This is a genomic window from Bifidobacterium dentium JCM 1195 = DSM 20436, from assembly GCF_001042595.1.
Lineage (GTDB): Bacteria > Actinomycetota > Actinomycetes > Actinomycetales > Bifidobacteriaceae > Bifidobacterium > Bifidobacterium dentium.
Genome location: NZ_AP012326.1, coordinates 555,335 through 570,066, shown reverse-complemented (window position 1 = coordinate 570,066; position 14,732 = coordinate 555,335). Strand labels below are relative to the sequence as shown.

Annotated in this window: 14 protein-coding genes; 12 read left to right on the top strand and 2 right to left on the bottom strand. The window is 61.0% G+C overall.

Annotated elements, in window-relative coordinates:
• Positions 1 to 28 precede the first annotated feature (28 nt).
• From pgm to rpiA, 5 genes are all read left to right on the top strand, one after another.
• Positions 29 to 1,705 carry a phosphoglucomutase (alpha-D-glucose-1,6-bisphosphate-dependent) gene (pgm, locus tag BBDE_RS02345; RefSeq protein WP_003837289.1) on the top strand — a complete coding sequence of 559 codons (1,677 nt, stop codon included), beginning with the start codon at positions 29 to 31 and terminating at the stop codon, positions 1,703 to 1,705.
• Positions 1,706 to 1,913: 208 nt separating this feature from the next.
• Positions 1,914 to 2,711: a LytR/AlgR family response regulator transcription factor gene (locus BBDE_RS02340; RefSeq protein WP_003837290.1), complete on the top strand. Its 798-nt coding sequence runs from the start codon at positions 1,914 to 1,916 to the stop codon at positions 2,709 to 2,711.
• Complete coding sequence (locus tag BBDE_RS02335) at positions 2,711 to 4,078, top strand: sensor histidine kinase (RefSeq protein ID WP_003837291.1); 1,368 nt, start codon at positions 2,711 to 2,713, stop codon at positions 4,076 to 4,078. Before BBDE_RS02340 ends, BBDE_RS02335 begins: the two co-directional genes overlap by 1 nt.
• A 37-nt stretch (positions 4,079 to 4,115) precedes the next feature.
• Complete coding sequence (locus BBDE_RS02330; RefSeq protein ID WP_003837293.1) at positions 4,116 to 5,318, top strand: ribonuclease H family protein; 1,203 nt, start codon at positions 4,116 to 4,118, stop codon at positions 5,316 to 5,318.
• A 140-nt stretch (positions 5,319 to 5,458) separates the two neighbouring features.
• Positions 5,459 to 6,157, top strand: coding sequence for a ribose-5-phosphate isomerase RpiA (gene rpiA / locus BBDE_RS02325; protein ID WP_003845060.1), 699 nt, complete (start codon positions 5,459 to 5,461; stop codon positions 6,155 to 6,157).
• 80 nt (positions 6,158 to 6,237) lie between these two features.
• Here the strand turns inward: rpiA and BBDE_RS10990 are convergent, their stop codons facing one another.
• Together BBDE_RS10990 and BBDE_RS02320 are read right to left on the bottom strand one after the other, a co-directional pair.
• The gene (locus BBDE_RS10990; protein ID WP_004268639.1) at positions 6,238 to 6,327 is read right to left on the bottom strand and encodes a 30S ribosomal protein bS22; all 90 of its coding nucleotides are present in this window, start codon (positions 6,325 to 6,327) and stop codon (positions 6,238 to 6,240) included.
• A 112-nt stretch (positions 6,328 to 6,439) separates the two neighbouring features.
• Complete coding sequence (locus BBDE_RS02320; RefSeq protein ID WP_003837298.1) at positions 6,440 to 7,054, bottom strand: hypothetical protein; 615 nt, start codon at positions 7,052 to 7,054, stop codon at positions 6,440 to 6,442.
• Between the two features lie 63 nt (positions 7,055 to 7,117).
• Here BBDE_RS02320 and radA point away from each other — a divergent pair, with 63 nt between their 5' ends.
• The 7 genes from radA to BBDE_RS02285 all read left to right on the top strand — a co-directional run bounded on the left by radA (position 7,118) and on the right by BBDE_RS02285 (position 14,645).
• Positions 7,118 to 8,527, top strand: a complete 1,410-nt coding sequence (gene radA / locus BBDE_RS02315; protein ID WP_012901886.1) for a DNA repair protein RadA — start codon at positions 7,118 to 7,120, stop codon at positions 8,525 to 8,527.
• A gap of 50 nt (positions 8,528 to 8,577) precedes the next feature.
• Positions 8,578 to 10,044, top strand: a complete 1,467-nt coding sequence (locus BBDE_RS02310; RefSeq protein ID WP_003837302.1) for an adenosylhomocysteinase — start codon at positions 8,578 to 8,580, stop codon at positions 10,042 to 10,044.
• 4 nt (positions 10,045 to 10,048) lie between these two features.
• Entirely contained in the window at positions 10,049 to 11,449 is a 1,401-nt protein-coding gene (locus BBDE_RS02305; RefSeq protein WP_003837303.1) for an amidohydrolase family protein, read from the top strand.
• 68 nt (positions 11,450 to 11,517) lie between these two features.
• Positions 11,518 to 11,982 carry a cupin domain-containing protein gene (locus BBDE_RS02300; RefSeq protein WP_003837304.1) on the top strand — a complete coding sequence of 155 codons (465 nt, stop codon included), beginning with the start codon at positions 11,518 to 11,520 and terminating at the stop codon, positions 11,980 to 11,982.
• Between the two features lie 150 nt (positions 11,983 to 12,132).
• Positions 12,133 to 12,999, top strand: a complete 867-nt coding sequence (locus BBDE_RS02295) for an ABC transporter substrate-binding protein (protein WP_003837307.1) — start codon at positions 12,133 to 12,135, stop codon at positions 12,997 to 12,999.
• A 24-nt stretch (positions 13,000 to 13,023) separates the two neighbouring features.
• Positions 13,024 to 13,902 carry an amino acid ABC transporter permease gene (locus tag BBDE_RS02290; protein WP_003837309.1) on the top strand — a complete coding sequence of 293 codons (879 nt, stop codon included), beginning with the start codon at positions 13,024 to 13,026 and terminating at the stop codon, positions 13,900 to 13,902.
• On the top strand, positions 13,899 to 14,645 hold the full coding sequence (locus BBDE_RS02285; protein ID WP_003837311.1) for an amino acid ABC transporter ATP-binding protein: 747 nt from the start codon (positions 13,899 to 13,901) through the stop codon (positions 14,643 to 14,645). Before BBDE_RS02290 ends, BBDE_RS02285 begins: the two co-directional genes overlap by 4 nt.
• Positions 14,646 to 14,732 lie beyond the last annotated feature (87 nt).

Sequence of the window (14,732 nt, the reverse complement as noted above, 5' to 3'; positions counted from 1 at the left end):
TCGCCCCAAAGCGTGGCAGAATGGGGCTATGGTTGCAAATAATGCGGGAATGCCCGCCACCCCAGAAGATCTGATCAACGTCGACGAGGTCATCGGCAAGTACTATGACGTCGTCCCCGATCCCAGCGTTCCGGAACAGCGTGTCTCCTTCGGCACCTCCGGTCACCGCGGTTCGTCTCTGAAGACCTCGTTCAACGAGGCCCACATCGTCGCCATCACGCAGGCCATCGCCGAATACCGCAAGAAGGCCGGCGTCACCGGTCCGCTGTACATCGGCCGCGACACCCACGCCCTGTCCGAGCCCGCCTGGAAGACCGCCATCGAAGTGCTCGTCGCCAATGGCGTGACCGTGCGCATCGATTCACGCGACGACTTCACGCCGACCCCGGTCGTGTCCCAGGCCATCCTGACGCACAACCGCGCCGCCGACGGCACCCAGCGCTTCACCGGCGAGGGCCTGGCCGACGGCATCGTCGTGACCCCGTCCCACAATCCGCCGACCGACGGCGGTTTCAAGTATGATCCGGTCACCGGCGGCCCGGCTCCGTCCGACGTGACCAATGCCATCGCCGATCGTGCCAACGAACTGCTCGGCGATTTCCGCAACGTCAAACGCGTGCCGTTCGATCAGGCCGTCAAGTCCGATCTGGTCGAGCGTTTCGACTATCGCGACCACTATGTCTCCGATCTGGAGAACGTCATCGACTTCGACGTGATTCGTTCCTCCGGCGTGCGCCTGGGCATCGACCCGCTTGGCGGCGCCTCGGTCAACTATTGGCCGCTGATGAATGAGAAGTTCAACCTGACCATCGACGTGGTGCGCCCGCAGGTCGATCCGACCTGGAGCTTCATGACCATCGATCACGACGGCAAGATCCGCATGGATCCGAGCTCGCCATATGCCATGAAGGGCTTGGTCGATTCGCTGAACAACGGCGCATGGGACAAGTACGATCTGGTCGGCGGCACCGATCCGGACGCCGACCGCCATGGCATCGTGTGCCCGAATTGGGGCGTCATGAACCCGAACCACTACATCGCCGTATGCGTGGAGTACCTGTTCGGCGGCAACCGCCCGGGTTGGCCGGAGGGCGCCGGCATCGGCAAGACCCTGGTCTCCTCCTCCCTGATCGACCGCGTCGCCGCTTCCATCAACGCCAAGCTCGTTGAGGTTCCGGTCGGCTTCAAGTGGTTCGTGGATCCGCTGTTCAAGGGCGAGGTCGCTTTCGGCGGCGAGGAAAGCTCCGGCATGTCCTTCCTGCGCAAGGACGGCCGTGTGTGGACCACCGACAAGGACGGCCTGATTCCGGACCTGCTGGCCGCGGAGATCACCGCCAAGACCGGCAAGAACCCGGCACAGCTGCATCAGGAGCAGGTTGAGCGCTTCGGCGAAAGCTGGTACAAGCGCGTCGACACGCCGACCACCCTTGAGCAGAAGATCAAGTTCGGCAAGCTTTCCGGCGACGACGTCGAAGCCACCCAGCTGGCCGGTGAAGACATCACCGCCAAGCTCACCGAAGCTCCGGGCAACCATGCCAAGATCGGCGGCCTGAAGGTCACCACCAAGAACAATTGGTTCGCCGCTCGCCCGTCCGGCACCGAGAACATCTACAAGGTGTACGCCGAATCCTTCGAATCCCCCGAGGCGCTCGACAAGGTGCTCGCCGAGGCCACCGAGGTCGTCGACAAGGCACTGGCCGATTGATTAACCGATAGATCCAAGTAATCATAGGGATCCACACTGCGAACAAGCCCGCCGGAAATCCTCCGACGGGCTTGTTCATGCGTGGAACCTCTGGCACGAAACACCGTCTTCTGGCATGACACACACCCGAAGCGGTCCCCTAACATCACCCGAGACGGTTACGCTTGAACACAAACCCGGGATTCGGTCTCATTGCCAAGGGAGGTACATGATGCGCGTCGCAATCGTCGAGGACCATCCTGCCGAACGACAGCTGGTAAAGACCATGTGCACCGCCTATTTTCGGGACAAGCACGATCTTGACATTGACTGCGGCACCTTCACCGGCACCGACGATTTCATCGAGAGCTGGAAATCCAACCGTTTCGACCTGGTGCTGCTCGACTGTTACCTGACCGACGACGAAACCGACGCGACGGCACCGACCGGCCTGGACATCGCACGCTTCCTGCGACGGCAACGCGATGACTGCCCCATCGTCTTCATCACATCCAGCAGTGACTTCGCCGTGCTCGGCTATGAGGTGCAGGCGACAGGCTATATATTGAAACCGATCAGCCGCGCCAATTTCGACGCGACCATGGATCGCGCCTACGAAACCCTGAGCGAAAGACCACGCGTCACGCATCTGTCGACGGACAAACCGTCGCATGCCGCCGATGCGGCCTGGCAGGTGGCATTCGGCAATCCCGCAATCAACATGGATCGCCGTCTCATCGTCTACTGCCTGTCCAACGCGCATTATGTGGAGTTCACGTTCGCCGATGGCACCTGCAGCAAGATCCGCACGAACTTCTCCGACGTGGAGCGGCGTCTCACCGTCTTCGACAACTTCTACCGCACCGCACGCGGGGTATTGGTGAACTTCGACTACGTGACCGGCATCAGCAACGCCGAATTCGTGATGAAGGGCGGCAAGCGCATTCCCATCACCAAAACCGCGGTGACCACCACCTGCCGCAAATACGCGGAATACACGTTCACCCGCATGAGATCGGAGCAGTGATGAATCTGATCGAACTGGTCGCCGCCACGGCACCTTCCGATATGTTCTTCGCCATCGGCGAACAGATCAACGCACTGATGGGCCTCATACTGTGCCTGATGGCCATGTGGAACCGCATGGAGAATCCGAAACTCACCGGCGGCATCATTCTGGCGGCTGGCACGATATGGTTCATACTGTCCGGTTTCATATGCGGCATGTTCCGGATTCCAACGCTATGGACGGTGTTTCCGACCGGCATCGTCGCGGTACTGGTGTTCAGCAAGGTGACGAACCTGACCGTCTCCAAGGTGATGCTCCTATGCAGCACCGCCGCCTACGTGGTGGCGATCATCTACTATCTGTCGCTGGTCATGGACGTGGCCGTGCTTGGCGAGCAGTCGGTGAACCTGCGCGTCGGCTGGCCGGGATTCATCAATCAGCTCATACTCGACATCCTCGCGCCGCTGTGCCTATGGCATCCATTGCGCGACTCCATCCCATCCACGCTCAACAGTCCCGCCATCAGTCCGTCCTTCTGGCAGCTCATCTGGCTGTTCCCGTTCATTTCAACGGCAATCGTGGTCTGGTGCCTGCCCGCCGACAACGATTCGGTCATGAAAGAGCACGTACGGGCACTTGCCTTCACCATCGCCATCGCCTACTCCTGCTTCATGGCATTGGCCTATCTGCTGATCTGGTATATGATCAGGCAGTCCGAACGGTTGCTCGAGGCGACCAAGCGGGAGCATTATGCGGCGATGCAGACCCTACAGCTGCAGCATATGAACGAACGCATCCGCGAAGCGAGACAGATCCGGCACAATACAAGACACCATATTCAGACCCTGCAGACGCTCGCCGCGGCCAACGACGTGGACGGCATCCGCGACTACCTTGAGCAGATGGCCAAACACCGGCTGCTTGCCCCCGAACATCCCATGCAGTACTGCGAGCACGCCTCGTTGAATGCGGTGCTGGTCTACTACTGCGATTGGGCCCGTCACAAAGGCGCCGACGTCGACGTCAAGGCCGCGGTGCCGTCATACATCAGCATCAACAACGCGGAACTGTGCTCGCTGGTCGGCAACCTTCTGGAGAATGCCGTCGAGGCGATCATGATCCAGAGCGACGGCGATAAGAAGCTGCGCGTACGCATTCGTTACAACGACGGACCTCCGGCCTCGCTGTTCATCGTCGTCGACAATTCATACGATTCCTCCGTCACGCAGGTCGATGGCGACTTCGCCTCGAGCAAGCATGGCGGCAACGGCCTGGGCACCATGACGGTGAGGGAGACGGCCGAACGGTACGGCGGCACGGTGGCATTCGAATACGATGGCGAGATGTTCAAGGCGTCGGTCATGTTGTGCCTCGACAAGGTCTGAACCGATACGAGTCGCGCGGCCTCCGTAGGGTAGAGGCATGACGATTACGGTTTCTACTGACGGTTCCGCACTTGGCAACCCGAACGGCCCGATGGGTTGGGGCTGGGCCGATCACGACCTGAATGCGGGCGGCACTCCCGGCCATGACCATGCCGGAGACTGCGATGCCGGCGGCGCCACGAACGGCACCAACCAGATTGGTGAACTGTGCGCCGTACTGGAGGCGTTGCGCGCGCATCCGGGTTCCGAACCGTTGGTGATCGAAACGGATTCGCAGTATGCCATCAACTGTTCCACCAAGTGGGTGCACGGCTGGAAGAAGAACGGTTGGAAGAATTCGCAGAAGAAGCCGGTGAAGAACGCGGCGCTGATCAAGGCGATCGACGCGGAGATTTCCCAACGTCCCGGCCCGGTGAAGTTCGTGTGGGTCAAAGGTCATGCCGGCAACGCCGGCAACGAGAAGGTCGATGAGCTGGCACGCACCTACGCGGATGATTGCCGTTCGAAGGTTCGTAAAGGATACCTGCCATTGGAGGGTTGGCAGTCATTGCTGGCCTCCGAGTATTCGCAAGGCACCGATGTTCCGGAGGATGCCAGGATGCTGCTTGACGGCGCAATCGGCACGAAGGAGTATCACCTCGGCCGGGGCGAAAGCGGCACGACGCCCCTTCCTCGCAAATCCGCGAAATCGATTGCCGACATGCTGGTCGAACCGGAAGGCTATCCGGCCCCCGAACCGGTTGAGGAACCCACCGAAACACTGGCGATCGAGGAACCGACACGGCCGCTCGAGACCACGGAGGCCACCGATGCACCCCGCAAATCGCTTGCCGAGTTGCTGGTCAGGCCGGATTGTTTCCCCAAGGACGACGATGAGACCCCCGCTGCGAAGGATGATGACATCGCGGCGACAACGGTTTTGCAGCATACCGCCGACGGCATGACGGACGGTGGCACGGCGGACGATGGCACGCAAACCGTGTCGCAGTCACCGAAGGCGGACGATGCGGATACTTCCAGCGGCCCGGCGGATCGGAATCTGCCGAAACTGCCACATCGGCCCAGCCCGTCAGGACTTGCGGTGTCGGGTACGGTACGGTTCACTCCCCCGCCGGAGTCCAGTCCGACGTTTGACGGCAAGCCACGCCTGATTCGTGGCTATATCGCCGTGGAAGGCTATGTGATGGGTGATGGCACGCTGGTACTGGATGAGGCCCCGTTCGCGGTGAAGCACGCCTAATACACCGTGAAACACTATGTGAAAACTTTTTCGTTGCCGTCCGCATGCCGAACGTGGCGCCCATGACATGGCTCAAGCCGCCAAAAATCAGCGCATCCGATAGTATGGAACCGGTCTTAATCCCATATCGAAGGAGCATTATGGACAAGGCACAGCAGGATGCACTGAAGAAGGCGGCCGGCATCGAGGCTGCCAAGTTGATTCAGAGCGGCATGATCGCAGGCCTGGGCACCGGCTCGACCGTACGTTTCCTGGTCGACGAGCTCGGTCGTCGCGTCAAGGAGGAGGGTCTCGAGTTCACGGGCGTCACCACCTCCCGCCGCACCCAGGAGCAGGCCGAAGGCTACGGCATCAAGATCGTTGACATCGATGACGTCGACCATATCGACGTGACCATCGACGGCGCCGACGAGGTCGACAAGGACTTCAACGGCATCAAGGGCGGCGGCGCCGCCCTGCTGTGGGAGAAGATCGTGGCCACCAACTCCAACAAGATCGTATGGATCGTCGACGAGTCCAAGGTCGTCGACACCATCGGCAAGTTCCCGCTGCCGGTCGAGGTGATTCCGTTCGGCGCAGGCCAGGTCATCAAGAAGTTCGAATCCCGTGGTTACAAGCCGGTGCTGCGCCTTGACGCCGAAGGCCAGCCGGTGCGCACCGACGAGAACAACTATGTGGTCGATCTGCATCTCGAGCGCATCGACCATCCGGAGGATCTGGCCGAAGACCTCATCACCACCGTCGGTGTGGTGGAGCACGGCCTGTTCCTGCACATGGTCGATCAGGTCATCGTCGGCGATCCGAACGGCCCGCGCGTCATGACCAACTCCAACAAGTGAGTCTTTGCATAGCAAAAATCCCGCGCTCCGAAAGGAGTCGCGGGATTTTGTTTTGCGAACGCTTCGTACGCGCCTGAAGACTACTTGCGCTGGTGGCGAGTCTTGCGAAGCAGTTTACGATGCTTCTTCTTGCTCATACGCTTGCGGCGCTTCTTGATGACCGAGCCCATCTCAGCCTCCGTTCCTTGGTCAAAGGGTAAAAGTTTGCAACTTGCCCAATACTACACTGCTTCGGGGACGAATGCGCACAGGCACACTCGCATACTGGAATCATGCCGGAATCTACAGCGGGAACTGCTGATAGAAACGCTGCACCGACTCCTTGGAACCCGTCGCTTGGAACACCACGGTGTCGTTCTGCCATAGCGCCACTGCCTTGTTCTCATCATCCGGGTCGGACTTGAAGGAATAGCTGCCGGTCTGCTCGCCGCTGACCTTCACGTTGCCGCTACCCAACTCCTTGCCGGTCATGGCGCTGGCAAGGGCGTCATACTGCGTTTTCGCGGCATCCTGCTGCGTCCACTGCGCCACGACGAGCGTGACGTCCTTGGAGGCGTCACCGGTCGAATAGGTCAACGTGTATTCCTCGACCGGGGAGGCACCGCTCCAAGTATTGCTGGCGTCGGCCTTGGTGCGGGCGAAATTCAATACCGTGTCCGGCATGGCCTTGAGCAGTTCGCTCGAGCCGTCCGGAAGTGCCACTGCGTCGATGGTCGGCTTGGCATTCGATTCGGCATTCTGCGAAGACGACTGCGAAGACGTCGCCGCATCGTTCTTGTTCAACGCCCAGCCCGGCCAGACGAACGCGGAGACCAGAGCGAGCACCACGACCACGGCGGCCGCCACGACGGCGGCGATCAGCTTGCCATGGGAGGAAGAGGTTTGCGTATTAGACATACGCTTAATTCTTTCACAGCCATAAGACGCGCAATGTCCTAAAACCTCCGTAATGTCAACGTTATGGCGAAGACTTCCGTGCAGTTTTTGTGCTCAGAATGCGGCTGGAGTGGACCGAAGTGGTACGGCCGCTGCCCGGAATGCGGCCAGTGGGGCACCATCGAGGAGTTTCATGAGGCACGGCCTTCCGCCGCTTCCCGCACCGCCGCCCCTGGGCGCACGTCGCGCACGCAATCGGGCGCGGTACCCTCCTCCGCCGCCAGGCCGATCACCGAAATCGGCACGGAAAACATGTCCAGAATCCCCACCGGCTTTTCGGAATTCGACCGTGTGCTGGGCTCCGGCATCGTTCCCGGATCGGTGACGCTGATCGCAGGCGAGCCCGGCATCGGCAAATCGACGCTGTTGCTGGAAACGGCGGGCAATGTGGCGCGCGAGGTCGCCAATCATCGTGACCGCAACGTCGTCCTGTATGTTTCCGGCGAGGAATCGCAGGCACAGGTGCGCATGCGCGCCTCCCGCATCAATGCGATCGAACCAAACATGTTGCTGGCCGCCACCACCGATCTGGCTACGGTATTGGGCCTGATCGAACAGGTCAGGCCGGCGCTGGCGATCGTGGATTCCGCACAGACCATCGTTTCGCAGGACGTCGACGGCATCTCCGGCGGCTCCACCCAAGTGCGCGAAGTGGCGAGCGCATTGATCGACACCGCGAAGACGCTTGACGTTCCGGTACTGCTGGTCGGCCATGTCACGAAGGACGGTTCGATCGCCGGACCGCGTACCTTGGAACATCTGGTCGACGTGGTGTGCCAGTTCGAAGGTGACGCCCAGACGGCGCTGCGCATGCTGCGCGCCGTGAAGAACCGCTTCGGCCCTACCGACGAGGTCGGCTGCTTCGACATGAGCGGCGAGGGCATCGAAGAGGTGAGCGACCCCTCCGGACTGTTTCTGTCCTCGAATGGTTCCGTTCCGGTGGAAGGCACCTGTGTGACGTTTACGCTGGACGGTCACAGAAGTCTGCCGATCGAAGTGCAGTCATTGGTCACGAAATCCGTGCTGCCGACACCCCGACGCGCGGCGAACGGCGTAGATTCCAACCGTATCGCCATGTTGGTCGCCGTACTGTACCGGCATGGCGGCATCAATCTGTTGGCGAACGACCTGTACATCTCCACCATCGCAGGCGGTCTCGCCAAGGAGCCTGGCTGTGATCTGGCCATTGTGGCGGCGTTGGCGAGCGCCGCGAAATCCAAGGCGATCGCACGCACGACCTGTGCCATCGGCGAAATCTCGCTGACCGGCCAGGTTCGTCCGGTTCCCCGTCTGGAATACCGGTTGCGCGAGGCCGCACGACTGGGCTTCACCACCGCCGTAGTGCCGACGTTGCGCAAGCACGTCACCGTCCCCGGACTCACCATCGTCCAAGCCGATACGCTTAAGGACGCGCTCGGCGTCCTGCTGAAATAGACATGCCTTGCATACCGGCCATCAGAAGGATTAAGGAGTAACGAGACCCCATGGAACCGTTCCGTTTCAGCGCATGGGCTGAAGCATATTCGCAGAAGACCAACCGTTCATTGGCCGGCACACGGCTTTACATCGGGCATGATGGCGGAGCGTCATGCGGCATCGACCAAGCCGACCTCGCACAGGCGCAGGATTGGGGCATGGTTCCCTCCCGTGATTCCGCCGAAATGCAGACGGGTCACGCCATCGACGCGACCATGCCGCTCGGCGACGTGGTCGACGCGCGTGAACTGACCGGTGCCGAAGCGATGCGATTCGCACAGGAACACATGCTCGTACTTGACGCATTGATGCGTCAGATGCGCAAGGACGTCGATTTCACCGGCATCCGTATCGCGGTCTGTCTGATTCTTGAGCCGAAGACCGCCGTGCTGCTACGACAGCTGAAGGCCGCAGGCGCCATCGTGGGCGCCTACTGCGGTTCCGAAGCCAACGACGAGCGTGTGGCGGCACAGCTACGCACAGAAGGCATTCCAGTCGCATACGATCCTGATTGGACGCCGGCTCAGGCGCATCAGGGTGCGCTTGACTTATTGGATGAGATTCAGCCGAACATCATCATCGATGACGGTGCGAGCTTCGCCCGTCTTGCCGCAATGGAACGGCCGGAACTCATGGGTCATATCATCGGCGTGGCGGAAGAGACGACCAGCGGCATCCGCGCATTCCAGGCCATGCAGGATGCCGGGGCGCTCACCTTTCCCGTCATCGCCGTCAACGACAGCATGCTGAAAACCGGTTTCGACAACGCTCATGGCACCGGCGAAACCTGCATCACCACGTTGCAGCGCATACTCGGATCCGATTGCTTCGCCGGCAGCAATGTGAGCGTGGTCGGCTATGGTCCGGTCGGACGGGGCTTCGCCCATCGTGTGCGTGCGCTCGGAGCCAACGTCACCATCTGCGACACCGATCCCGTGGTCGCCCTGCAGGCCGTATTCGACGGATTCCGCGCCTATGACATCGATCAGGCGATCGGCGAGTCGGACATCGTCGTCTCCGCGACCGGCGTGCGCCATACCATCACCCTGCAGCATATGCGGCGGATGAAGCCGGACGCCGTGCTGTCGGTGATCGGCGGCATCGCCAATGAAATCGCATTGGATCAGATTGACGGATTCCATGCCGAGAATAAGCGAGAGCTCCGCGATCTGGCGGTGCCCGATGGCCCGGTGATTCGTCTGATTTCGGAAGGCGACGGCGTCAACTACACCGTCGGAGGCGGCAATCCGATCGAAATCATGGATCTGAGCTTCGCGGTGCAGGCATCGGCCGTGGCCCATCTGCTCAGGCATCGCGGCACGTTGCAGCCCGGACTGCAACGCCTCGGACGCGACATCGACCGTCACATCGCCGATATCGCGTTACGTACGCGAGGCTATCGGGCAAGCCATGCCGTGGCCGACAACGGGTATGATTGGACACTCACCCGCTTCGCGGAGAATGAGAAGGAGTAACGGCATGTCCCTCGACAGTCCGCTGCATCTGGCGGCGCATCCGCAACCGCTCGACTCGGTGACCGTCTACAGTTCACCGATGGTCATTCCCGTCACCGGACCGGTGGTGTTGGATGGTGCCGTGGCCGTGGCCGGAAGCCGCGTGGTGCATGTGGGCACCCGCCGATGGGTGTTCAACGAGCTGAAACACGACATGGCCACCAACGGACGTGTCGTCGAACACCACTGGAACGGCATCATCACCCCCGGCCTGATCAACGCGCATACCCACCTGCAGTACACCGACATGGCGGAAGTGGGCCGTGGCACCTATGACCGCTTCCGCGCTTGGGAGATCGGTTTCAACACGGTGTATGCCAAACTGCAGGAAACTCGCCCATGGAAGGAATCCGCCTATCGGGGCGCACGCATGATGGTCCAATCCGGCACCACGGCGGCGGCCGACATCGTGACCGACCCCGAGGCCGTGGGTGCCCTCGCCTCGCAAGGCATGCATGGCATCGCCTACTGGGAGGTCATGGGGTGGCATAACGGCGACTGGAAATCCGAGGGCATTCCGGAACTCATCGACAACCTCGGGCACATGCATCAGGAAGGCCTGCCCAGCATCGGTATCAGCCCGCATGCACCATACACCTTGGAATCCGGACCGTTCGTGGATCTGCCCGACATCGCCCGGCAACTGGACATGCGCCTGCACATCCACCTGGCCGAAACGCCGATGGAGGCCGGCGAGCGCGACACCACGCTCACCACGTATTCGGCAGCCGACTGGCGCGACGGCCAATGGGCCAGCTACAAGCAGCTCAGGGCCGCCGGCAAAGGCGCCTCCGCCATCCAATTCGTCGACCAGCTGGGTTCGCTTGGTCCCGACGTGCATATCGCGCATGGCGTGTGGGCCGATGCGGAAGATCGGCGCATCCTACGGCAGCGTGGCGTCGGCGTGGCACTGTGCCCACGTTCGAACCGCATCACCGTGACCGGCCGGGACGCTCCGATCCGCGAATATCTGGAAGAAGGCAACCTGCTGGCCGTCGGCACGGATTCGCTGTCAAGCTCGCCAAGTCTGGACGTGCTCGACGATGCGGCCATGATCTACGATCTGGCACGCGAACAGGGCTATACGCGTGACGATCTGACCCACCGCATCATCCGCATGATTACCATCGGCGGTGCCGAAGAGATGGGCATGCATGTGGGAGCGGGACGCATCGGCCAGATCAATGCGGGAGCCACGGCCGATCTGGCGTTCTTCGACATTCCCGTAGGCATCGATTCTCCATACGCCATCGAACGGACGCTGGAGGATTTCGTCCGGCACGGAGCCGGCACGAACCGCGCAACCATCATCTCGGGCAACGTCGTGCATAACGACGGCATATTCGATATACGGCAAGAACGGTAGGCCACAGGCGCACACCGGTCACGAACGAACACGGGCAACATCATCAGGAATGGCGGAAAGGAGCGGCTATGAGCGTCGCGTTGGAGGATATGAGCGAATACGCGCGATCGGTGGTGTCACGACTTGGTCTCGAAGCGCATCCGGAAGGAGGCTGGTACATACGGGACTGGCAATCGCCGCACATCGATGGCGGCAGCGCACGCCCGTTGGCGTCGTTGATCTATTTCCTGTTGCCGCAGGGCGACGCCAGCGCCTGGCATAAGGTCGATGCCGACGAGATCTGGTTGTGGCACGGTCCCGCCCCGGTGACGCTTCAGCTGGGCGGCGATGGCGACGGGCCTGCCGCAGACGACCGGCTCGAAACCATCGTGCTGGGTTCCGACCTCGCCTCCGATCGGCATGATGCCGCGGTATGCGGACACGCGGTGGTGCCGGCCGGAGTCTGGCAACGCACCGTGCCCGGCTCCGGCGACGCACTGGTCTCCTGCGTGGTGAGTCCGGGTTTCGTGTTCGAAGGCTTCACCCTCGAATAATCCGTTATCGAATACCGTAATACCGATCGACGCATTTCGAAAATCACGATACGTTATAGTGTGGGCGCATCACCATGACGTATCCCGGCATCACAAGCATCATCCATAGAGAAGCAATGCACCACGATCCACAAGAAGAAAGAGAAGAACATGGCATTTTCGGGTAAGCATCTCATGCGTGCCGCGGCGGCGATCGTTTCCGTCGCAGCAGTGGCACTGTCCGCGGCATGCGGTTCGGGCAACGGTTCCGGCTCGGCCTCCGCAAGTTCCGACAGCTCCGACATCACCCAGCAGACGGTGAATCCGGGCAAGCTGACCATCGCCACCGGCGACCCGGCCTATGAGCCGTGGGTCATGAATGACAAGCCGGAATCCGGCGAAGGCTATGAGGCTGCCGTGGCCTACGCCGTGGCCGAGAAGATGGGCTTCAAGAAGTCCGACGTGGTATGGACCCGCACCACTTTCGACACCGCCATCGCACCGGGCGCCAAGGACTGGGACATGAACATCCAGCAGTTCGGCGTCACCGATGAGCGTAAGAAGGCCGTAGACTTCACCAGCAGCTACTACAACGACTCGCAGGCCATCATCGTCAAGAAGAACGGCAAATACGCCAATGCCAAGAGCCTGGACGATCTGAAGGACGCCACCATCGGCGCGATGGTGGGCACTGAAGGTTACAAGTATGCCAAGAAGATCAAGAGTGACGTGCAGACCTTCAACGATGACGCGGCCGTAGCCCAGGCACTCGACGCCAACCAGATCGACGCCCTGGTGACCAGCACCGTGGAATGCGTGTACATGGTGCAGTCCGAGCAAGTCAAGGACGCCAAGGTCGTCGGCCGCATCGCCGGCTCCACCGATCCGAACGGCATGGGCATCGTGCTGCCGAAGGATTCCAAGCTCACCTCCGCCGCTTCCAAGGCCGTGGACGAACTGCAGTCGGACGGTACCCTGCAGAAGCTGCAGGACGAGTGGCTTGCCGAATACACCACCGATCTGACGGAACTCAAGTAATCCCCCGTCACGAGGATCCCGTTCATGAGTATTTCGGATAACCGTCCGGACGACCTCGCTGGCCACCAGACCAGCGAGGTTGAGCTTTCCCGACGCGCATACCGCAAACGGCAACAGCTGAAATCGGTCATCACCAGTCTGATCAGCACCATCGTGCTGGCTGCCATCATCGTGGTCGGACTGGAGATGTCCCCCGGCTGGCCGCGGGTCAAGGAGACGTTCTTCTCCCCTGAATACTTCGCAGCATCATTGCCTGAAGTACTGGCTGGCCTGTGGCTGAACGTCAAGGTGCTGGTCGTGGCCCTGATCGGCGTAGCCATCTTCGCCACGCTGATCGCCCTGGTGCGCACCAGCAACAATCCGGTGTTGTTCCCGCTGCGGGTACTTGCCGCACTGTATACGACGATCATGCGCGGCGTACCGATGATCGTCGTACTGTACCTCATCGGATTCGGCATTCCCGGCCTGGGCATCTTCGGACGCATCGATCCGTCGCTGCTGGGCACCATCGCCGTGGTCATGGGCTATTCCGCATACGTGGCCGAAGTGCTGCGCGCCGGTTTCAACGACGTACACCCGTCGCAACGCGCTTCGGCCCGTTCCCTGGGCTTGACTGCCGGGCAGACGACGCGCATGATCGTGATTCCCCAGGCGTTGCGCAAGGTGGCTCCCGCATTGATGAACGATTTCATCTCCATGCAGAAGGATGTCGGATTGATTTCCGTACTGGGTGCCGTCGACGCAGTACGCGCCGCACAGATCGAAGTGGCCAGCACCTACAATTTCACGCCGTATGTGGTGGCGAGCCTGCTGTTCATTCTGATGAGCGTGCCGTTCATCCTGCTGAATGACTGGTATACGGCACGTCTGCGCAAGCGCGAATTGAGCGGAGGCACAGTATGAGCAATGCCAACACCCCGGTGCTGCGTCTTGACGGCATCCGCAAATCCTTCAATGGCAACGAAGTGCTCAGGGGCATTTCCTTCGATGTCAATCAGCATGAGGTCGTGGCCGTGCTCGGTCCTTCCGGTTCGGGCAAGTCGACGCTGATGAAATGCGTGAATCTGCTGGAGCGTGTCGATGACGGCCAGATCTGGTTGGCGGACACCGACATCACCGATCCGCGCGTGCGCCAGGATGAGATCCGTTCACGCATCGGCGTGGTCTTCCAACAGTTCAACCTATTCCCGCACATGTCGGTGATGAACAACGTCACATTGGCTGCGACCAAGGTCCATCATTGGAGCAAGGCCAAGGCCGAGGCACGCGCGCTGGAGTTGCTCGACCGCATCGGCATGCGCGCCAAGGCGGGAGCTTATCCCGATCAGCTGTCCGGCGGCCAACAGCAACGTGTGGCCATCGCCCGTGCGCTGATGACGAATCCCGAACTGTTGCTGCTCGATGAAATCACCTCGGCACTCGATCCGATGCTGGTCGGCGAGGTGCTTGACATGGTGGCCGAACTCAAGGAACAGGGCACCACGATTCTCATGGCCACGCACGAGATGAGTTTCGCACACGATGCTGCCGACCGCATCGTACTGCTACGCCACGGCGTCATCGCCGAAAACGGCACGCCGCAACAGGTCATGGATGAATCCCAGGATCCCGAAACCCGAGAGTTCTTCTCTCATTTCAGGAGCTGACGGCGTTACCGTCCAGTCGAAAGAACGTAAGGGCGGACACCCATCCGTAGGGTGTCCGCCCCTGTTCGACCGTGGACATGGTTAACG